The sequence below is a fragment of the Pseudomonas sp. Y39-6 genome (assembly GCF_023651955.1).
Lineage (GTDB): Bacteria > Pseudomonadota > Gammaproteobacteria > Pseudomonadales > Pseudomonadaceae > Aquipseudomonas > Aquipseudomonas veronii.
On record NZ_CP069594.1, the window covers coordinates 1278437 to 1299313 of the forward strand.

13 protein-coding genes and 3 pseudogenes are annotated in these 20877 nt (G+C 53.6%); 11 read left to right on the plus strand and 5 right to left on the minus strand.

Annotated features, from left to right (window positions below):
* The first annotated feature begins 2 nt into the window (after nucleotides 1-2).
* The gene (locus JN756_RS05800; RefSeq protein WP_201021918.1) at nucleotides 3-2156 is read left to right on the plus strand and encodes a hypothetical protein; all 2154 of its coding nucleotides are present in this window, start codon (nucleotides 3-5) and stop codon (nucleotides 2154-2156) included.
* 15 nt (nucleotides 2157-2171) lie between these two features.
* A complete protein-coding gene (locus tag JN756_RS05805) occupies nucleotides 2172-2618 on the plus strand; it encodes a hypothetical protein (RefSeq protein ID WP_125923840.1) in 447 nt (148 codons plus the stop codon).
* Between the two features lie 288 nt (nucleotides 2619-2906).
* Here JN756_RS05805 and JN756_RS05810 read toward each other — a convergent pair whose 3' ends face one another.
* Entirely contained in the window at nucleotides 2907-3581 is a 675-nt protein-coding gene (locus tag JN756_RS05810) for a heavy metal response regulator transcription factor (protein ID WP_034137066.1), read from the minus strand.
* Nucleotides 3582-4068: 487 nt separating this feature from the next.
* The gene (locus JN756_RS05815; protein WP_034137067.1) at nucleotides 4069-5412 is read right to left on the minus strand and encodes an OprD family porin; all 1344 of its coding nucleotides are present in this window, start codon (nucleotides 5410-5412) and stop codon (nucleotides 4069-4071) included.
* Between the two features lie 405 nt (nucleotides 5413-5817).
* On the opposite strand from JN756_RS05815, the gene JN756_RS05820 reads away from it, so the two are divergent.
* The 4 genes from JN756_RS05820 to JN756_RS05835 all read left to right on the plus strand — a co-directional run bounded on the left by JN756_RS05820 (nucleotide 5818) and on the right by JN756_RS05835 (nucleotide 12075).
* Nucleotides 5818-7089: a TolC family protein gene (locus JN756_RS05820; RefSeq protein WP_139273552.1), complete on the plus strand. Its 1272-nt coding sequence runs from the start codon at nucleotides 5818-5820 to the stop codon at nucleotides 7087-7089.
* A gap of 66 nt (nucleotides 7090-7155) precedes the next feature.
* Entirely contained in the window at nucleotides 7156-8406 is a 1251-nt protein-coding gene (locus JN756_RS05825; RefSeq protein ID WP_034137069.1) for an efflux RND transporter periplasmic adaptor subunit, read from the plus strand.
* A gap of 24 nt (nucleotides 8407-8430) precedes the next feature.
* A complete protein-coding gene (locus tag JN756_RS05830; RefSeq protein ID WP_034137070.1) occupies nucleotides 8431-11592 on the plus strand; it encodes a CusA/CzcA family heavy metal efflux RND transporter in 3162 nt (1053 codons plus the stop codon).
* A gap of 159 nt (nucleotides 11593-11751) precedes the next feature.
* The gene (locus JN756_RS05835; protein ID WP_034137071.1) at nucleotides 11752-12075 is read left to right on the plus strand and encodes a DUF2790 domain-containing protein; all 324 of its coding nucleotides are present in this window, start codon (nucleotides 11752-11754) and stop codon (nucleotides 12073-12075) included.
* A 244-nt stretch (nucleotides 12076-12319) separates the two neighbouring features.
* Here the strand turns inward: JN756_RS05835 and JN756_RS05840 are convergent, their stop codons facing one another.
* A complete protein-coding gene (locus tag JN756_RS05840) occupies nucleotides 12320-12937 on the minus strand; it encodes an IS5 family transposase (RefSeq protein ID WP_502941113.1) in 618 nt (205 codons plus the stop codon).
* Here JN756_RS05840 and JN756_RS05845 point away from each other — a divergent pair.
* Nucleotides 12881-13897 (plus strand): IS110 family RNA-guided transposase, encoded by a 1017-nt coding sequence (locus JN756_RS05845; protein WP_201021294.1) that lies wholly within the window; start codon nucleotides 12881-12883, stop codon nucleotides 13895-13897. The two genes, JN756_RS05840 and JN756_RS05845, sit on opposite strands and share 57 nt — an antisense overlap.
* Before the next feature lie 251 nt (nucleotides 13898-14148).
* Here the strand turns inward: JN756_RS05845 and JN756_RS05850 are convergent.
* A pseudogene (locus JN756_RS05850) lies at nucleotides 14149-14643 on the minus strand (IS5 family transposase); the annotation flags it as partial.
* Nucleotides 14644-14788: 145 nt separating this feature from the next.
* Between JN756_RS05850 and JN756_RS05855 the strand changes: the two are divergent.
* Nucleotides 14789-16786, plus strand: coding sequence for a heavy metal translocating P-type ATPase (locus JN756_RS05855; protein WP_034137072.1), 1998 nt, complete (start codon nucleotides 14789-14791; stop codon nucleotides 16784-16786).
* A 76-nt stretch (nucleotides 16787-16862) separates the two neighbouring features.
* Here the strand turns inward: JN756_RS05855 and JN756_RS05860 are convergent.
* Nucleotides 16863-18116, minus strand: a pseudogene (locus tag JN756_RS05860) (OprO/OprP family phosphate-selective porin); the annotation flags it as partial.
* Between the two features lie 61 nt (nucleotides 18117-18177).
* On the opposite strand from JN756_RS05860, the gene JN756_RS05865 reads away from it, so the two are divergent.
* From JN756_RS05865 to JN756_RS05875, 3 genes and pseudogenes are all read left to right on the plus strand, one after another.
* Nucleotides 18178-19328 (plus strand): IS3 family transposase gene (locus JN756_RS05865; RefSeq protein WP_104502081.1). Its coding sequence is split into 2 segments (ribosomal slippage): nucleotides 18178-18412 and nucleotides 18412-19328, totalling 1152 coding nucleotides; the frame shifts between segments, so codons are not numbered across the junction.
* A gap of 233 nt (nucleotides 19329-19561) precedes the next feature.
* A pseudogene (locus tag JN756_RS05870) lies at nucleotides 19562-19871 on the plus strand (IS66 family transposase); the annotation flags it as partial.
* Between the two features lie 419 nt (nucleotides 19872-20290).
* Entirely contained in the window at nucleotides 20291-20515 is a 225-nt protein-coding gene (locus JN756_RS05875; RefSeq protein ID WP_153326449.1) for an IS66 family transposase, read from the plus strand.
* The last annotated feature ends 362 nt before the right edge of the window (nucleotides 20516-20877 follow it).

Below are 20877 nucleotides of genomic sequence, written 5' to 3' on the forward strand. Positions count from 1 at the left end.
AGATGGATATTCACTCAAAGTTGCGTGGTCATGGCCTCCCAGAGCCTTTGATAAATTTGGCAGCATCACTTGTTGAGGGGTTAAAGCCTTCAGTCGATTTTTTTTGTGATGAATGGAATATTCTCGACTGGGTTGAACGCCCTGGAAATCTGTCGCAATACAATTTGAGATTTTGCCGTATTAGAAATGACGAGCTTAGATTAGTTGCTAAAGTGTATATAGCAGCAAAGCGAGTCCAAGCGGGTGTAACCGCTGATGGTGCATTCACCTCCATCGAGGCATTAGTTAGGCTTGATTTGGAAATGGGTAGTAAAGAAATCTCACGATTGAATCTATTGGATTTTAAAGCGGTTGAAAGGACCTACGCAGAGCGCGGGGTGACCGGGAAGATTTCAACTTTAACAACACTTCAGGGCTTTGCTAAATGGATGCAGAAGCGAATTGGTTTAAGGGTAATCTATGATGCTCCAAAAGGCAGATGTAAGTATGGCCGGCATGGAAGTGAAGAGGGAAGAGAGCGAAAGTTCCTACCTACAGAGGTGATTAGAGATTTATTCGGATTGGCCACTCATCCAGAACTTTCTTTTCGGGATAGATTTTATATTAGTGCGCTAGTGATTAACGCAGCTGTGGGCGGTAGAATCAATGAGCTGGCATGTCTTCCTGTAGATTGCTTGATACAGCAAGAGGGGAAATGGGTTATAAAAATATTTCCCGAAAAGGGAGGGCGATTGTACTTCCGACCATTTCCGCAAGATTTATACCCAGCAGTACGCGCAGCGGTAGAATTTATCACTGAACATACTGCGGAAGGGCGTCGTATTGTTAAGAAAATGAGATTGAATCCAGGGGTGAATTGGAAGGAAGTAAAAAAAACGCCTATTAGTTTGAAATATTATGCGCGTAAGTTTGTCGCGAAATGGGTGAGCGAATTCGATTTGTATACGCCGCGAGGGGTTTATTATCAATCTACAGGGCAATTTGTAGATGTAATTCAGTTGGTTGGACGCCTCGGGCGTGTGTCTGAGGTCGCGGCATTTCTGGGTGCCTCTACACGAACAGTTGTCAAGTTGCTTCAATGTCAGAAAGCTATGAATTCTAAGATATTTATGTATGAGAAAGCTTGGAATGAATATTTGCCTTTGACTTCAAATGTATATAAGTGGCGAAGCAGGTTGAGGCGCCACCCTCATGCTATATCGTTGCAGCGTCTTGAGGCATTTTGTGAAGTTACCTTCAATCCATCATGGATGCGTGAGATTGTTGACGATATCCTTGATGAGGCTTTGTTGTGTCAGCTTGAGAATAAAACTTTTCCATTTCAGCCTGATTTTGAGTTCGAATTAAACTTTGCTCGAAAAATTCTGCCTACGATCCAAAAGAATGGTGTGGCAATTCTAGAGCCGGAAAATTCATTATTCATTATCCCGCGGAATTTGTTGACATTTTCTAATGCTAAGAGTGATAGGGAATTTAGGAAGGTTTCGGTTGGTATGTTTCAAGGGTGGCTTGATGGTACATCAAGAACTGAAGAGTCATTATTTAAGAAATTTAATGTCCTCGATCCTCGTACCGGTGAAGTGGCTGAGTTTTACTGGCATGATATTAGGCATTGGCTCAATACTGTCTATAAGCAGGGAGGTTTATCTGATGTTCAGGTGAACCTGATCCTAGGACGTTCAGACCTCACGCAGGCTCAGGTTTATGATCATACACCAGCTTTAAGCAGATCATTGATTCTGCAGGATATGATTGAAAGTGTTAGGCAAGATAGAGCTGTGGGGGTTATTCAAACAACTTTCAATAAACTTAGAATTGAAAATCGTCAAGCCGCAGAGGAATATCTTTCAGCAGCCATTCGTGTGGTTAATCCAATGCCACATGGAGCGTGCGCTCACAACCTTGCGTTGAAACCATGCCAGCACAGTCTGTCATGTTTGGCGAAGGGGACAAATGGCAAGCCTTGCGAGGATTTAATAGTGAACGTTCAAGATGATGCGCAGCGTCTGGAAATTGAAAGATTGAGCCGAGACGCTAACTTAATAAAGAATCATATCTTAACTGCTGGAGGGGAGTTGAGTCCGCAATACCAACATTTCAAAAATATTGAACTGTCGGCTGATTTTCTGTTGAATGAGATTTTTAAAAAGAATTAATATATCGGGGGGCTTATGCAGCTCAGAGGTGAGCGTCTAAAGGGGTATCTCAATTCTAAGATTTTGGAATTGATAAGTGTTCGCCAAAAAGAAATTGGAGGATATGTTTATAGCCAAAAAGAATTTTCTAAATACGCAGGAGTTTCTAGAGAGACAATCAGGAAATATCAATCTGAAATTGACGCTTGCTTGCGGTCTTGTCTAGTTTCAAAGATTAATCATGATGGCGATGCTAAATACAGGAATCTTCAAGAAAAGAATCATAAGCTTCAGCGTGAAGTTGTTATGGTGCGGACTATGTATGAAGCGATTCGAGTTCAATACATTGACCTTATCGAGGCAATGCTAAGTCACTCGATTGATATTAGTATCTTGATGGTAAAACCTGTTGGCCCCGGAGAGCTAGATCGTACTGGTGGGAATTGCGTTTTATGTGGTGGATCTCTAGATTCCACTGTCTGATTGGTAGTTTTCCAATCGGCAACCCAGAGCGATTTTTGCGATTAATGGCTGGATTGTTGGCTTTCGTTGCCCCGTTCCGCCACGACCGTCCTATCAGTACTCTGAGTGGATTGCGTATCACTAAATTTCTCGTGGTCTGGTCTCCTTGACTCCGGGTCAATGGGTGGTGCTTGTTGGTTTGACATGCTTATTGCGAAGATAAGTGCTGTTGGAATTAAAATTTAACTGTCAATGTAGTAGGCGCTGGATAATCAGTCGAGCTGTTTCCAAGGCTAGGCGGTTGGTCGCTTACCGCTTCTCAAGAACATAGCCCACGCCTCGGAGCGTGTGGATAAGCTTCGTCTCGAAAGGATCATCGATCTTGGCTCTGAGCCTTCGAATCGACACCTCTACAACGTTTGTATCGCAGTCAAAGTTCATGTCCCAAACCTGTGAGATGATCTGCGTACGGCTCAGTACCACCCCCGTGTTGCGCATCAGGTAGTGCAACAGTGCAAACTCTTTTGTAGTCAAATCGATGCGCTGGCCATCCCTGAAGGCTCTGTGACGGCTCTGGTCGAGTTCGAGGTCAGCTACACGAATTATCTCGACGGATGCAGGGTGGTCAGACCTGCGCATCAAGGCGCGGACCCGGGCCAGCAGTTCTGGGAACTCAAATGGCTTGATTAGGTAGTCATCTGCACCGTTCTCCAGGCCCCGAACCTTATCTGCTAGGCGACTTCTAGCCGTCAGCATCATGATACGAGAAGGGCAGTTTTTACGTCGCAACAGTTCAAGCACCTGCCACCCATCCATCTCCGGCAGATTGATATCAAGGATGATCAACTCATATTCGTGCTGCTTGGCCAGGAATAATCCATCTGAACCGGTATGGACGCAATCTACAACATAACCGCATTCAGTAAGGCCTTGACGCACATACTCCGCAGTTTTTACTTCATCCTCAATTACCAGAATTCGCATGGGATTTTGTCTCGACATCACTGAGCAATTAACCGCGCACGCGCGCCGACGTTATTGAAATGAATGGTAAATCAAAAAGAGTTGTCTGGGGGCTAAATTACGGATTTGTAATTTCTAGGTAATATATTTGATAGTCTGGCGTTATATCTTGTCGCGGTTTGGGTTTGACAGATGCGAGCCCTCTCTCCAATAGGTGATTTGACCTTATGAAGTGCTGGGTTATTCTATTCTTTGTTCTGGTTTCATTCCGTTCAGATGACGGCGAAGTTCCCCTCATTGAGGAAGCTGGACATTGGTGTAGCCATGAGCTGCATCGACATGCGATGCATGAACTCGAACAACTGCTCGAATTTTAGATAAAAAAAGGCGCCCAAAGGGCGCCAAATATTCACCTTTTACCAAAGGAGCACTTAAGCCACTCAAGGTGAATGCGTAATGCACGTTTTTCTGAGGGGCCAGTTCATGGAAAACTGATCCGATCAGAGAATTACAGAATAGAAAGCGGGTATTCAATGATCACGCGAGTTTCATCAAGGTCCGATTCGAAAGCAGTGGCACGCGTGGTAGCTTGGCGCAACCGGAAGGACAAGTCTTTAGCCGGGCCGGTTTGAACGACATATTTCACCTCGACGTCACGCTCCCAACGTTTTTGATCGGTGAGCGGATTGCCGTTGTCGTCGGTACGCATGTAGAACTGGTTGGCGTTCGAGTAGTCTGCGCCCGAACCCCTTGCGTAGCGGGTCATGAACGTCAGACCAGGAATACCGTAGCTGGTGAAGTTAAGGTCATAACGCATCATCCAGGAGCGTTCTTTCGGCGAGTTGAAGTCGCTGTACTGGATCGAGTTGTCTACGAAGATTGAGTCCGACTGACGCAGGTAATCAAAATCGTCATCGCCATTGTTGCGCTGGTGTGACAGGGCCAAGGTGTGGGCGCCGTAGCGAACACCGACCTTGGCACTCCAGATATTGTTGTCGAACTCGCCCAGTCGGCGTTTACCTTCATCCACGGCTTTGTAGTAGTTGAACCCACCAATCAGCGCGAGGTCATCGCTCAGTGGGTAGGCGAAGCTGGTACCGGCGTAGTACTGGTTCCAGACATCTTTCAACTGGCTGCCGTAGACACTCACGGTCCAATTGTCGTTGATCGAGTAGTCACCGCCGCCGTAGCCGATCCAAGGCGAGTTGACCGGGCCGCCATAGAAGGTAACGAAATTGTCGTTCAGGTTACTGGAAACCGGTTGGCTCATTGCATGCAGTCGACCACCTTGCAGGGTGAGGCCCTGGATGCTGCTGTTCTCAACGGTCACGCCGCGGAAGCTTTCTGGCAGGAGGCGCGAGTCGCCCGCTGCGACGACCGGCGTCGATGGGAATACATCACCCACTTTCACCACGGTATCGAACAAGCGGATTTTGGCCGCTCCGCCAACCTTGGTGTATTCATCACGCGCCTCACCCTTGTTATCAACGGGCAGCACGTCGAAGGAGCTACGGCCGCCGTTGCGACCGTCGCCGGTATCAAGCTTGAGGCCGATCATTGCAAAGGCATCAACACCAAAACCGACGGTACCCTGGGTAAAACCAGAGTTGAATTTGGAAATGAGCGCGTGCGCCCAGGCTTCGGAGTAGCCGTTGGTGTTGCCCTTACCACTGTTGTAAGTGGGAGCCGAACTGTCGCGATTATCACGATTGAAGTAGAAGTTGCGGTTGAGCACTGTAAGGCTGCTGCCCTCAATGAAACCTTCTGGTTTGTCTTCAGCTTGAGCAGAAATTGCATAGCTTCCAGACAGCGCAGAAACTGCCGCCAAATACAGTGGTACTTTGATTTTCATCTGATGCTCCTTTGATTTACGGCAGTTTTTATTATGTGTACCGACGCGGGTGTCTTTATATGTTCTGACCCGGCGGCGCGCCTATGAAGAGCACCGAGCTCATATTTGCAGGCCGAAGATAACGGGAGGGTGATAGGATAATTACAATTTCGTCATCTACAGGTTATCCGGGTGCCTAGCACCGTGTGTTAGCCATCTCTCTCGGTTGTAATCAAATCCTGGGTTCGACTGAATTTCTCAGTGTTTACGGGCATTACCCACTTTTCTTACGAAATTGTAATTTTCTAGCCACCCCTCTGATAGCTACCGCTCTTTAGAGTGCCATCACCTAATCCAGTGGGGCTTGGCAGCTGTTTCGGCGTTCTCGCCAAGCTTTATCGAAGTTTGTGCACGAGGACCATTAAAGTGCCCCGGTATATCCGCAATGTCTTTCCTAAGACCTCAATCTCACCCTGGAAGATAGCCGCACTCTGTGCGGTCATCTCCGGGCTGATGGCACCTGCTGCATTTGCCCAAAGCATCAGCTTGCCTCAAGCGCTTTCGACGGCGATGGATGCCAACCCTGACATGGCCGCCGCCCGTCAGGAGATTGGGATCGCAGATGGGGCACGCAAGCAGGCAGGGCTTATCCCCAACCCAACAATCTCGTACGACGTAGAAGACACCCGTCGCAGCACTAGCCAGACAACTGTGACGCTCAGCCAGACCCTGGAGCTGGGCGGAAAGCGCGGCGCACGTGTTGACGTCGCCACCTATGGCCAGACTGCTGCACAGCTGGAGTTGGACCGTCGAGTGAACGCTCTGCGCGCCGAGGTCGTTCAAGCCTTCTACGCAGCATTGCGAGCGCAGACTGGCCTAGATCTAGCCAAGCAATCTCTGGAGCTGACTGAGCGTGGTCTGCGCATTGTCGACGGCCGCGTTCGCGCAGGTAAATCCTCCCCAGTAGAGGCTACTCGTGCTCAAGTACAGTTGGCCGAAGCCAAGCTGCAGGTCAGACGCGCCGAAACGGAGAAAGCGACCGCTTACCAGCAGCTAGCTCAAATTACGGGGAGCTCGGTCACAGTATTCGATCGCCTGGATTCGCCGACCCTCTCCCCAGGTTTGCCTCCGGACGCTGAAGAGCTGTTGTCGAGGCTCGATCAAACTGCGGAAATGCGTCAGGCCGTGGTGCAGATCGACAAAAGCGATGCGTCCCTCGGCTCAGAGAAAGCTCAGCGAATCCCAGACCTCACTGTAAGCGTGGGTAGCCAGTACGACCGCTCCGTACGTGAACGGGTCAACACTGTAGGACTGTCCATGCCATTGCCGCTGTTTGATCGTAATCAGGGCAACATTCTTTCCGCTTCTCGACGCGCAGATCAAGCCCGAGACCAGCGCAACGCAGTTGAGCTGAGGCTGCGTAGCGAAACCCAAACCGCAGTAAACCAGTGGGCGACCGCCATGCAGGAGGTCGAGTCCTACGACAAGACCATTCTGCCGTCCGCACAGCAGGCTGTGGAGACCGCAACTCGCGGTTTCGAGATGGGCAAATTCGGCTTCATCGAAGTGCTGGATGCCCAGCGCACCTTGATCGTCGCTCGTGGCCAATACCTCGATTCGTTGGCAACAGCGACCAATGCGCGTGCGCAGGTGGAAAGGGTTTATGGCGATGTCGGTTCGACTGCCGGCGTTCGTTGAACGGGCCAGAAATTTTCTTCGGCGCTCGGCATAACACGTCGGTGCCTATGATCAGCAGGAGTAGCAATGGATAACAAACGCAAGATCGCCCTCGCGGTCGCCGCTGTGGCAGCCCTTGGATTTGGCAGCCTTGCCTGGAACAACAGTTCCGGAGAGCAGGCCGCCAGTACCGTCGAGCACGGCGCTAACGATGGCCATGGCGATGAGAAGACGACCGCATCAGCCGCCAAAGAGGAGGGTGATGAGGGTCATGGTGCAGAAGGCCATAGCGAAGAGGGTGGTGAGGAAGAGGGCAAGCTGACCCTGAGCGCTGAACAGATCAAGGCAGCTGGGGTAGTCCTGGAGTCTGCGGCCCCCCGTGACCTCGGCACCGTTGTGACTTTCCCGGGGGAGATTCGTTTCGACGAAGACCGGACTGCACATGTTGTCCCTCGGGTCCCTGGCGTTGTTGAAAGTGTCCAGGCCGACTTGGGCGAAGCCGTTAAGAAAGGCCAAGTCCTCGCAGTGATTGCCAGCCAACAGATTTCTGACCTGCGCAGCGAACAACAAGCCGCACAGCGACGCGTAGAGCTGGCCCGCGTTACCTTCGACCGTGAGAAGCAACTGTGGCAGGACAAGATCTCCGCCGAGCAGGATTACCTGCAGGCACGCCAAGCGCTGCAAGAAGCAGAGATATCTCTGGCCAATGCCAAGCAGAAGGTCGGTGCCATCGGCGCTTCGGTCAATTCCGTAGGCGGCAATCGTTACGAGCTTCGGGCACCCTTTGACGCCGTGGTGGTAGAGAAGCACCTGACCATGGGTGAAGTCGTCAGCGAGGCGACTAACGCTTTCATCTTGTCCGACCTGAATCAGGTGTGGGCCACCTTCGCTGTCCCTCCCACTGAACTGGGCAAGGTGGTGACGGGCCGTGCGGTAAAAGTTTCATCGCCCGACATGAACGTCGAGGTCGACGGCAAGGTGGGTTATGTAGGCAGCCTGCTGGGTGAGCAAAACCGTGCAGCGACCGTTCGCGTTACCTTGACCAACCCTGACGGCGCCTGGCGTCCAGGTCTGTTCGTGAACATCGCCGTCACTTCTCAGACCGATCGAGTGGCTGTGGCCGTTCCTGAAGGCGCCGTGCAGACCGTTGAAGACAAACCCTCGGTATTTGTGCGCACCAGGGAAGGCTTTGACACTCGGCCGGTAAAAACGGGCCGCCGTGACAATGGATACGTGGAAATCATCGACGGCATCCAAGCCGGCGCCCAAGTAGCAGCCAGTGGCAGCTTTACACTCAAGTCTGAGCTCGGCAAAGCGTCTGCCGAACACGGTCACTGATGCGAACTGACAGGATGATTTCTCATGTTTGAACGTATCATCAGATTCGCCATTGAGCAGCGCATCGTTGTAATGATCGCTGTTCTGATCATGGCCGGCATCGGTATCTACAGCTATCAGAAGCTGCCCATCGATGCGGTACCCGACATCACTAACGTCCAGGTGCAGATCAACGCTGCTGCGCCTGGCTATTCGCCATTGGAAACTGAACAGCGGATCACGTTTCCAGTTGAAACGGCCATGGCCGGTCTCCCGGGCCTTCAACAGACCCGTTCCTTGTCTCGCTCTGGCCTGTCTCAGGTCACCGTGATCTTCAAGGATGGCACTGACATCTTCTTTGCCCGCCAGTTGATCAACGAGCGGCTGCAAGTTGCGAAGGAGCAGTTGCCAGAGGGCGTTGAGGCTGTCATGGGTCCGGTATCCACTGGGCTTGGTGAAATTTTCTTGTGGACCGTTGAAGCTGAGGATGGTGCGGTCAAGGAAGACGGTACACCGTACACCCCAACCGACCTGCGTGTGATCCAGGACTGGATCATCAAGCCGCAGCTGCGGAACGTCCCAGGTGTGGCCGAGATCAACACCATCGGTGGTTACGCCAAGCAGTTCCTGGTCGCGCCGGATCCGAAGCGCCTAGCTACATACAAACTGACCCTCAATGATCTGGTCGCAGCGTTGGAAAGCAACAACGCCAACGTCGGCGCCGGTTACATCGAGCGTAATGGTGAGCAGCTCCTCATCCGTGCGCCAGGGCAGGTCGGTAACATCGAAGACATCGCCAACATTGTGATCACCAGTGTCGATGGCGCACCGATTCGAATCAGCAACGTCGCTGACGTTAGCATTGGCAAAGAGCTCCGGACGGGGGCTGCCACCGAGAACGGTCGCGAAGTCGTACTCGGCACCGTGTTCATGCTGATCGGTGAAAATAGCCGTACCGTGTCTCAGGCTGTTGCCGCCAAACTGGCTGACATCAACCGTACCCTTCCAGAAGGTGTGGTTGCCGTGACGGTCTACGACCGCACCAACCTGGTTGAAAAAGCTATTGCAACTGTGAAGAAGAACTTGGTGGAAGGCGCGATTCTAGTAATCGCCATTTTGTTCCTGTTCCTCGGTAACATCCGTGCTGCACTCATCACCGCGATGGTGATCCCGTTGTCCATGCTGTTCACCTTCACCGGTATGTTCAACAACAAGGTCAGCGCCAACCTAATGAGCTTAGGCGCACTCGACTTCGGAATCATCGTCGACGGTGCCGTGGTAATTGTAGAAAACGCGATCCGTCGACTGGCTCATGCGCAACACAAGCATGGCCGTATGCTCACCAAAGCTGAGCGCTTCCATGAGGTCTTCGCTGCTGCGGGTGAAGCTCGCCGGCCACTGATCTTCGGTCAGTTGATCATCATGGTGGTGTACCTGCCGATCTTCGCCCTGACCGGCGTCGAGGGCAAAATGTTCCACCCCATGGCCTTCACCGTTGTGATGGCGCTGCTGGGTGCAATGATCCTCTCCGTCACCTTCGTTCCGGCAGCCATCGCCATGTTCGTCACTGGCAAGGTCAAGGAAGAGGAAGGCGTGGTGATGCGCACTGCGCGGCTGCGTTATGAGCCGATTTTGAAGTGGGTCCTTGGGCATCGGAACATCGCGTTCTCGGCCGCTGTAGTCCTGGTCGTGCTCAGTGGTGTGCTTGCAAGTCGTATGGGTAGCGAGTTCATTCCAAGCCTCAGTGAAGGTGACTTTGCGATGCAGGCCATGCGCGTGCCAGGTACGAGCCTGACCCAATCCGTAGAAATGCAGCAACGCCTTGAAAAGGCTGTGATTGAGCAGGTCCCGGAAGTAGAGCGGATGTTTGCGCGCTCGGGTACAGCCGAAATCGCATCCGACCCGATGCCGCCTAACGCCTCCGACGCCTACATCATGCTCAAGCCTCAGGATCAGTGGCCCGACCCTAAGAAGCCTCGCGATGAGCTGATTGCTGAAGTGCAGAAAGCCGCAGCCGGTGTCCCAGGCAGCAACTATGAGCTGTCCCAGCCCATCCAGTTGCGTTTCAACGAGCTGATCTCGGGCGTACGGAGTGACGTCGCAGTGAAGGTGTTCGGCGATGACATGGACGTGCTCAACAACACGGCCAACAAGATCGCTGCAGCGCTCAAAGCGGTACCGGGCTCTTCGGAGGTCAAGGTTGAACAGACCACCGGCCTGCCGGTGCTGACCATCAACATCGACCGCGAGAAAGCCGCACGCTACGGCCTGAACATCGCGGATGTACAGAACTCGATCGCCATCGCTGTCGGCGGTCGTACGGCCGGCACGTTGTATGAAGGCGACCGTCGCTTCGACATGGTGGTGCGCCTGCCTGAGACCGTACGTACCGACGTAGCAGGTATGTCCAGCCTTCTGATCCCTGTACCGGCCAATGCATCTCAAGGTGCCAATCAGATCGGCTTCATCCCGCTGTCGCAGGTCGCTAACCTGGACCTGCAGCTGGGTCCGAACCAGATCAGCCGCGAGAACGGCAAGCGTCTGGTGATCGTCAGCGCCAACGTCCGGGGCCGCGACCTGGGGTCGTTCGTTCAAGAGGCAACCGCTTCGCTGGATGCCAAGGTGCAGATTCCTGCTGGTTACTGGACCACCTGGGGTGGCCAGTTCGAGCAGCTCCAATCGGCGGCCAAGCGTCTGCAGATCGTGGTTCCGGTGGCCTTGCTGCTGGTCATGACCCTGCTGTTCCTGATGTTCAACAACCTGAAAGACGGCATGCTGGTGTTCACCGGTATTCCATTCGCACTCACCGGTGGCGTCGTGGCGCTGTGGCTGCGGGACATCCCGCTGTCGATCTCGGCTGGGGTTGGCTTCATTGCACTGTCCGGCGTCGCGGTACTGAACGGCCTGGTGATGATTGCCTTCATCCGCGGATTGCGAGAGGAGGGACGAACGCTTAGGCAGGCCGTCGACGAAGGCGCGTTGACCCGACTGCGACCTGTGCTGATGACAGCCCTGGTGGCGTCCCTGGGCTTCATCCCGATGGCCTTGGCAACCGGTACCGGTGCAGAGGTTCAGCGGCCACTGGCGACAGTGGTGATTGGCGGGATCCTGTCCTCCACCGCGCTGACTTTGTTGGTGCTCCCTGCCCTGTATCAATGGGCACACCGCAAGGATGAAGACGGTGATGAGGCCGAAGTGGTTAGCTGATAGCCACTAAAGAGAAGCCCACAACACACGTTGTGGGCTTTTTTGTTTTATATGAGCCAGATGCACTTACCTTTCAAAATTGTAAGTTTCTCGTCATGCCAGTGATGCCTATGCGTTGCTAAAGTTACGCCCGAGAAGATTTGAATTTGAGAGGTTATTATGAAAAAGCTAATTATTGCTGCTGCACTTGTTGTTTTCTCGATGGCTTCGCAGGCCAACACTTTCTCAGAAAGCAAGCAGCTGCAATATATCAACGACCACCAGACCGCTGTGGCGAAGTATGCCGAGAAAAATGGCAAGCCGATGCCGGAAATTCAAGATTACAAATACGGCATGAAAATCGATGTGGCGAAATTCGTGCGCCAATCTCAAGACCCCCGCACCTGCCAGGTCTACCCACGGTTGATGAGCTTCGAGGACTCCCAGGGTACGCTCAAAACGGTTCGCTACTCCATGTACTCGCAATGCATCAACAATAAGTAGTGAGCGCTTTGAATAGAATAATTAATGAATTCATAAATGCCAGGCAGAGCCTGGCATTTTTTATTTCCCCTGCGTGCCTTGTTAAGAGCGTCACTCTTAAGGAAGGTCTGAAGTAAGCAGCCGTTTTTAACGGCCTCGCTGTCTGAGGTTCAAAAAACACCGACTTAATCGAAAATCAGACCTTTCCTCCTGTCAGTTCACTGTTTTTTGCGGAATAGCACCTTTTCAGGGCTCATTGTCCACATCACAGGCGCACCTCGCCTGCATTCAACAGTCGTTTTCGCATCATCCACAGGTTCGATAAGGCAAACAGTGTGGTCTGCTGCGCGGTGTTTTTCACCAAGCCTCGGAAGCGGACTTTCGTATAACCAAACTGGCGCTTGATCACCCTGAATGGATGCTCAACCTTGGCCCGGACTTGAGCTTTCGCGTATTCGATTTTGCGGCGCATGCGACCGATCAGGCTCTTTTTTGCATGCTTCTTATAGCTGCTGGGGCGCGCTGCGATCGACCAGATCATCTGGCGATGTTGATGCTCCGCACGCTTCTCCACGCCGGTGTAACCGGCATCGCCAGAGACGTAAGTTTCCTCGCCATGCAGCAACTGATCGACCTGAGTCACGTCCGCCACATTCGCCGCCGTGCCCACCACGCTATGTACCAGACCGGATTCAACATCGACACCGATGTGCGATTTCATCCCGAAATAGTACTGATTTCCTTTAATGAGATGGTCAGCCCGGCTCGAGAAACCCGGTGAGTCTAAACTTACCGGGCTTCTCTCTTTATCGAAGGAGGATCTCTCATGAGTACCGTGACGCTTCTGGGTATCGACATCGGCAAAAACACCTTCCACTTGCATGGCCAGGACGCCAGAGGAAATCAGCTCTTGCGCAAGAAGCTCAGTCGTAGCCAATTGCTACCGTATCTGGCGCAGTTGCCAAACTGCAAAATTGCCATGGAGTCCTGCGGCGGTTCACAGTGGCTGGCTAGGCAGATCGAAAGCTTAGGCCATCGAGTGCAATTAATCGCGGCGCAGCATGTAAAGGCCTACATCACCGGCAACAAGAATGACTTTATCGATGCGGAGGCCATCTGCGAAGCAGCGTCGCGACCCAGAACCCGCTCGGTTCCGGTAAAGACCCTTGAGCAGCAGATCCTGTCGACCGAGCACAAGCTGCGCAAGTCTTGGGTGGATAATCGCACGGGAATCATCAACCAAGTGCATGGTTTTCTGCTGGAGTTCGGCATCATCTTCCCCATTGGATACGCTGCTCTGGAGCAGGTGCCCGCTCTGATGGAAAACCATGAACTACCAATTCGACTACGCAACGCAGTTGAGCGGATGCTGCTTGATATCCAACGCCTGACTCGAGATATCAAAGCGATCGATGTCGAGATCAAGCAGCAATTGTCTGAGGACGATGCGGGCGTGCGCTTGTTGAGCATCCCCGGCATCGGCCCTCTCACCGCTAGCGCGCTCTTGGCCGACGTCGGAGACGCTTCGACTTACAAAAGCTCGCGCGATTTTGCCGCCTCACTTGGTTTGGTGCCTCGACAGTATTCCACTGGGGGCAAGACCAAGCTGCTCGGTATCAGCAAGCGCGGTGACAAGTATCTGCGCTGCCTGCTGGTGCAAGGCGCTCATGCACTAATGATCCGAATCGACAAACGAAACGATGCAATTGGAGCCTGGGTAAGAAAGCTTTTGGCTAGCAAACCCCCGAACAAGGTCGCCTGTGCGCTAGCCAACAAAATGGCAAGAATCGTCTGGGCTGTATTAGCCCGAGGCGGTAGCTACAACGTGCAACAAATGGTTTGACCTAATCGAGTTACTACCGGCTTTTGCGACGACAGTGATGATGACGATAAACGGCAGACATCCCGACTGAAAACCTGAAGACGAAGATAGCTTTTTTCGTAGCTGATCCTTTTATCAAGGACTGTTGGGAGCGACTTCTCATCAAGGGCCGAGCGCTAATGACTGTGCTCACCATGAGCCCGGATACATTAGCGCAAGCATGTTTTACCGTTCATCACGCTGGGTTGCGGGAGGTGGGCTGACCATACATTTGTCTGGTGCATTTCGGGGTCGCGTTTACCGTCCTTGTTCTTGGTCGAACTGGGCGCATGAATGATCGTCGCATCGACCACAGTTCCCTGACGCAGCAGCAAACCTCGGTCGCCCAAATAGCCGTTGATGACCTGCAAAATCCCACCGGCCAGCTCATGTTTTTCCAACAGCCGGCGGAAGTTGAGGATCGTGGTTTCATCCGGAATCCGATCCAAATGCAGCCCGGCAAACTGGCGCAGAATCGTGGTTTCGTAGAGGGACTCTTCCATCGCCGGATCGCTGTAGCCGAACCAGTTTTGCATCAGATGAACCCGCAGCATGGCCATCAACGGATACGCCGGACGACCGCCTTCACCCTTCGGATAATGCGGCTCGATCAACGCAATCAGGCCTTTCCAGGGCACGACCTGATCCATCTCAATCAGGAAACGCTCACGGCGGGTCTGCTTACGTTTGCCTGCGTACTCGGCATCAGCGAAAGACATTTGCTTCATCGGGGCTCAACCGTTCAGTTCGTGGGACAGCCGTATCTCACCAGATTTGGAAGTCTTTTTCAGAGTTTCCTTAATGATCAGCCCTCGGGCAAGCCGTGAAATAGATTTCAGCTAATCAATAGCGATACCCCAGAAGGTACGAGTTATGAAAAGTTTGCTTGAACGCCCCGACGACCAAGCGGGGCACGAAGGCCACAGCCATGAGCATGGGGGCATCTTCGGCATGAACACCGAGTTGGTCTTCGCACTGATCTGTGGTGCGCTGCTCGGTGCCGGAGTTCTGGCCGGAAAGCTCGGGCTGATCGACAGGCTGCCGCTAGTTCTGTACGTATCTGCCTACGTGTTCGGTGGATGGTTCACCACCAAGGAGGCGATCAGCAATATCCGCCAGAAGCGCTTCGAAATCGACACGCTGATGCTGCTCGCCGCAGCGGGGGCCGCGAGCATTGGCGCCTGGGCAGAAGGTGCACTGCTGTTGTTCCTGTTCAGCCTGGGGCATTCACTGGAAAGCTATGCGATGGGCAGAGCCAAGAAAGCCATCGAGGCACTTTCCAAGCTCGCCCCTGCCACCGCCATCGTGCGGAGCACAAACGGCACGAAGGAGTTGCCTGTAGAACTCCTCGTGCCTGGCGACATTGTCATCGTACGCCCCAATGACCGTTTGCCGGCCGATGGCTTTGTGGTCGTAGGCTCTTCAAGCATCAACCAGGCTCCCGTGACTGGTGAGAGCGTCCCGGTGGACAAGCAACCAGTCGCTGATGCCGCTCTTGCCCGCAGCAAGCCGGATGCCGTGGATGCTGTGTCGAAAGTCTTCGCCGGCACCATCAATGGCGAAACCCTGATTGAGGTCGAAGTAACGCGTCGCTCCACGGAAAGCACCCTGGCGCGGGTCATCAAAATGGTCAGTGAAGCCGAGGTCAGAAAGTCGCCGACTCAACGCTTCACAGACCGTTTCCAAAGGGTGTTCGTCCCCTTGGTCCTGCTTCTGGTGGTAGGGCTGATGTGTGCTGGCATTTTCATCGATGAGCCATTCCGTGATTCGTTCTACCGTGCCATGGCGGTCTTGGTCGCAGCCAGCCCGTGTGCGCTTGCGATTGCTACACCCAGCGCCATTCTTTCCGGCATCGCCAGGGCTGCCAGAGGCGGGGTACTGATCAAGGGCGGTGCTCCGCTCGAAGAACTCGGTTCTTTGAATGCCATGGCCTTCGACAAAACCGGCACCCTGACCGAGGGGCGTCCCCGCATCACCGATGTGATACCGCTAGCCGGTACCCAGGTTCCGGACCTGCTGGCCGTCGCTATCGCAGTGGAGTCTATGAGCGACCACCCACTCGCCGCAGCTATCGTGCGCGACGGCGAGGAGATGATTGGTAGCAGGGGCAAATACCAGGCCAGGAACCTGAAAAACCTGGTTGGCCGCGGCGTACGCGCTGAGCTGGATGATCAGTTCGTCTGGATTGGCAAAGTCGAGATGTTCGGTGCCGACGCCATTCCGGCCCTTAGCAAAGCCGCCCTAGAGGCAGCAGAGCGCCTGCGCCAGTCGGGCCGCACTACCATGGTGGTGCGCCGTGCTGACAAGGATCTGGGGGTGATCGGCTTGTTGGACACCCCCCGAGAAGGAGCGAAAGAGGCACTCCAGAAACTCAGGGAAATGGGCATCGACCGCATGATCATGATTTCCGGGGACCACAACCGCGTCGCCGAAGCAGTGGGCAGGCAAGTCGGCCTGGACGAAGCGTGGGGAGATCTGATGCCAGACGACAAGGTACAGGCGATCAAGAACCTTCGCCTCAGCTCCCAAGTCGCCATGGTGGGCGACGGCGTGAATGATGCGCCTGCCATGGCCCATTCGAGCGTAGGCATCGCAATGGGGGCGGCAGGCTCCGATGTCGCCTTGGAAACGGCCGATATCGCGCTGATGGCAGACGACATCCGGCAGCTTCCCTTTGCGGTCGGCCTCAGTCGTCACACCCGCTCGATCATTCGCCAGAACCTGTTCGTCAGCCTCGGAATCGTGGCCATCCTGGTTCCCTCCACCATCATGGGCTTGAGCATCGGCGCTGCCGTTGCCATTCATGAGGGTTCCACGCTCCTTGTCGTGTTCAATGCCCTTCGCCTGTTGGCTTATCGTAAAGACGCCTGATCATTGAACGAAGCGCACAAAAAAGCCGGGAGTGCACTGAGCGCTCCCGGCTTTTTTGTGTCACCTGATTGGGGAATCAGAACACGTATTGTAGGCGAGTGATGAAGGCGTTGCCTTTGTCGTCGCCGACAGTGTTTTCGTTGTTGTCTGTGCGCACGTTGATGTAGTTGGCACTGACTTTCACCGCCTCGTTGACGTACCAGTTCACGCCGACCGTGTGGCTCTTGGCCTTGCGTTCATCGGATTGGTCCGCGGTGGCAACCAGATTGCCATCCTCGACCTTGATATCGTCGAAGCGGTAGAAAACTTCCCAGGCGCCCAGATCTTTGTTCTGTGGCTTGATGGTGTCGAATTTCGCGCCGTCGAGCTTATAAATTCGCGGTTCGCCGGTCAGCGTGTACGCCATCTGTGCGTAGTAACCCGAAGCCTTCATGTCATTGGCGGACTGATCAGCCTTCAGCTTGCGGCGAAGGTACTCAGCTTGAACGGAGAATGGACCCGTGGCCCAGGCGCCTTCAACGCCCCAGACCGAATCGTTGTCCCAAAGGCCTTCTTGCGCAGCAGCACCACCGAACAGCATGCGATTGCCGTTGGTTCCCGCATCGCCGCCGCCGTTGGTGTCTACACCGCGAACGCCCAGGCGCGAGCGTATACGGGTGTCGACGGCGCTGTCCTTGAGGTCGCGATAGGCATACTGGGCACCGACATGCAGGACATTACCGTCAGAGTGCAGCGGTGCGAAAACACCACGCACGTTGTAGCGCTTGGTGCTGTCACCGTCGGAGTCGTTGTTGGTTTCGCTGAAAACGCTACCCGACAGGTAGGCCATGTCAGCGATGGTGCTGGTCGCCTGAACACCCATGCCGGCGTTGTCGTTGATCCAGTCGGCTACGTCGTAGGAGAGGTTTCGCTCCATGGCAGTTGTCCACTTCGAGCTGGTTGCCTTCTCAAGACCGAAATCGGTGTAGAAGCGGCCGAAACGCAGCTGGACTGGGGCGAAGCCGGTGTACGTCAGGCTGGCCTCATCAAAGTAGCCATCGGAGTCGTTACCAGTGTTGCGGGACAGGTCATAGTTGACCTGGTATTTCCAGTCTCGGTACAGAGTGCCGCCGAACTCGATGTAGGCGCGACGGAAGTAGGCCGCATCTGCGGTATCGCCGTTCTTGGTGAAGACACCGTCGAATCGGCCATAGTCGGCCTGAACGCGACCGCCCAATTTGAAGCTGAATTCCTTGTCGGTGGTAGAAAGTTCAAGACCGCCCTTGGTTTTTAGAACTAGGTCAGCTCCGTCGGTAGTGACTGTTCCGGAAAATGCTTGCGAGGAAAATGTGAATCGCCCCTAGTTTCGTAGACACCTCCAAGCCTTAAAATGAGGCCCATTAGGAGGTGCCATGAGCAACCAGCGTTATCCCGAAGAATTCAAAATCCAGGCGGTCAAGCAAGTGACCGAAAAGCAGCTTCCTGTCTCGGAGGTGGCTGCACGATTGGGTGTGTCTGTGCACAGCCTCTATGCCTGGGTTAAGCGCTACACCAAGCCTCAGGAACAGCGCGTTGAGGAGGATGATCAGAGCGCTGAGGTTCGTCGTCTACGTGCCGAGCTGAAACGGGTGACGGAGGAGCGAGACATCTTAAAAAAGGCCGCCGCGTACTTTGCCAAGGAGTGCGGCTGAAGTACGCCTTTATTAAGCAGCAAGCGGGTCATTACGCGATTCGACGGCTTTGCCTGACGCTCAAGGTTCATCCCAGCGGCTACTACGCGTGGCTATCAGAACCAAAATCTGCGCGAGCCAAGGACGATCAGCGACTGCTTGGATTGATCAAACACTCCTGGCTGGAAAGCGGTGGCGTTTATGGCTATCGAAAGATCCATGATGACCTGCGAGAGGTTGGTGAGAGCTGTGGCCGTCACCGGGTGGCTAGGTTGATGCGCCTTGAAGGTTTACGTTCTCAGACTGGGTATCGACGGAGGCCTGGAAAATACGGCGGTAAGCCAGCCGTTGCCTCACCGAACTTACTGAAGCGCCAATTCGATGTCAGAGAACCCAACAAAGTTTGGGTCACAGACATTACCTACATCCGAACATATGAAGGCTGGCTGTATTTGGCCGTGGTGCTCGATCTGTTTTCACGCCAGATCATTGGTTGGTCAATGAAGTCGCAGATGACCAGCGACGTAGCCATTGATGCACTGCTGATGGCGGTTTGGAGACGTAAGCCGAAGCAAGAGGTGATGATCCACTCGGATCAAGGCAGTCAGTACAGCAGCTCAGACTGGCGAAGCTTCTTGAAAGCTAACAACCTGGTAGCCAGCATGAGTCGTCGAGGTAATTGCCACGACAACGCTGTGGCGGAGAGCTTTTTCCAGTTGCTGAAGCGGGAACGGATCAAGCGTAAAATCTACACTACACGCCAGGATGCTCGAGATGATGTGTTCGATTACATCGAGATGTTTTACAACCCAAAACGACGCCACAGTTTCAACAATCAGCTGTCACCGGTAGAGTTTGAAAAGCGTTACGCAGCGAGCCTTGAGAGTGTCTAGAAAGCCCGGGGCGATTCAGGTTGGCTCGAATTGGCCGAAAGCAACGCCCATGGGAGGATCTCCACTCTCCAGCGACGAGTTGCCAACCAAAATCAATCCGCTATAAATCGAAAATCGCGCCATCTGATCGCCTATTGCTTGCCGTGGCATTGGATATTTATGGTGTTTATCACTTGATTAGCTTGAATGCGAGAGCGCCGTGGAGGTTCGGAAGATGACTTGGCCGAACGCTTACGGCCATCAGCAGAGCACTCGATTACAGCCTGAAACGCTGGGCAGCGCTATCGCACTAACTCAATGACGGGAGCGTTCCCATAGATAACAATTGGGCGGAAAACCAAATTAGGCCATGGCGCTTGGACGCAAAACTGGCTCTTCGCAGGGTCGTTGCGTAGCGGAAAAAGGGCTGCGGCAATCATGAGCCTGATTCAGTCTGCGCGCATGAACGGCACATGACCCGTATGGCTATCGCGGTTGTCGACGCAGAGGGCCAGTGAAATTGGACAGTTGTTGGCGCACCAGTGGGTAGCTCCATCGGATTGATCTAATGGGTGTCACCCACTGGATTTCCCATTTTTTTCCCTGTCGTTGGCTAGATTTTCTTAACCGCGCCAAGAATTTCTTAAAATGTGCGCCAAACACTCAGAAAATATTAACCGAAAATGGCCGCGTAACCACTATTTTCGGGTTTTCCGCTTATCGGCGGTAAGCGTCCCGCAATCACACCTTGCCGCACTGTGCTTTCTGGACGACCTGGACTTTGAACGGTTGGCATAAGAGCTACGTTGGCACATGGGCATCCTAGCTATAAGGGTGATCGCGTTCGCTTAAAAATACGCGGGCACCATCGCCCTTAATGCTGGAGTTCGGTAGGTGACTTGGCCGGACGGTTACCATTCCGTCAGGCATCTCAGTAGTCAGAACTCCTGCCTGCCTAGATTGTTGCCGTCAGAGTTTTCGCTTTGGGTGGGTTACCAACCGCTTACCACGCACGAGCCTGCTTGGGCGGATGGAACGGCAAGCTGGTCTGCGATGACTTTGCCGGCTACAAGGCAGGCTTTGAGCTGGGCGTTACGCAGATCGGCTGCATGGCCTATGCCCGCAAAGTTCTTCGACTTGCATGCGACCAACAAGAGCTAGATCGCCGAAAAAGCACTGCCCTACATCGCGGCCTTATACGAAGTTGAACGAGAAGTCTGTGAGCTGAAACCGGGTGATCGACAGCGAATACGGCAGGAAAAGCAACGCCAATCACCGACGCACTTCATACCTGGATGACCTCCCAAAGATAGCTTGTGCCTGAGGGTTCGGCCATCGCCAAGGCCCTGGATTACAGTTTCAAAAACTAGATAGCGCGGGCGGTACTGTGCCCATCGCTTACTCTGAGAATTTAATAGCAGCGTAACGCCCAGTCTTTATTTAAAGCACGTAGCGATTTATACCTAATCCTGGCTGGTAGCGTATGGGAGTCAGGAATATTCTGTGAGAGCCTAAAGTTTTCCGACAATTTTAGTGTAGCCACTCACTCATAACGACACGATGACCGCGT

Coding starts and splice junctions, on each gene's coding strand:
- JN756_RS05800 (WP_201021918.1), top strand. CDS start 3: ATGGATATTCACTCAAAGTTGCGTGGTCATGGCCTCCCAGAGCCTTTG.
- JN756_RS05805 (WP_125923840.1), top strand. CDS start 2,172: ATGCAGCTCAGAGGTGAGCGTCTAAAGGGGTATCTCAATTCTAAGATT.
- JN756_RS05810 (WP_034137066.1), bottom strand. CDS start 3,581: ATGCGAATTCTGGTAATTGAGGATGAAGTAAAAACTGCGGAGTATGTG.
- JN756_RS05815 (WP_034137067.1), bottom strand. CDS start 5,412: ATGAAAATCAAAGTACCACTGTATTTGGCGGCAGTTTCTGCGCTGTCT.
- JN756_RS05825 (WP_034137069.1), top strand. CDS start 7,156: ATGGATAACAAACGCAAGATCGCCCTCGCGGTCGCCGCTGTGGCAGCC.
- JN756_RS05830 (WP_034137070.1), top strand. CDS start 8,431: ATGTTTGAACGTATCATCAGATTCGCCATTGAGCAGCGCATCGTTGTA.
- JN756_RS05835 (WP_034137071.1), top strand. CDS start 11,752: ATGAAAAAGCTAATTATTGCTGCTGCACTTGTTGTTTTCTCGATGGCT.
- JN756_RS05845 (WP_201021294.1), top strand. CDS start 12,881: ATGAGTACCGTGACGCTTCTGGGTATCGACATCGGCAAAAACACCTTC.
- JN756_RS05840 (WP_502941113.1), bottom strand. CDS start 12,937: ATGCAAGTGGAAGGTGTTTTTGCCGATGTCGATACCCAGAAGCGTCAC.
- JN756_RS05855 (WP_034137072.1), top strand. CDS start 14,789: ATGAAAAGTTTGCTTGAACGCCCCGACGACCAAGCGGGGCACGAAGGC.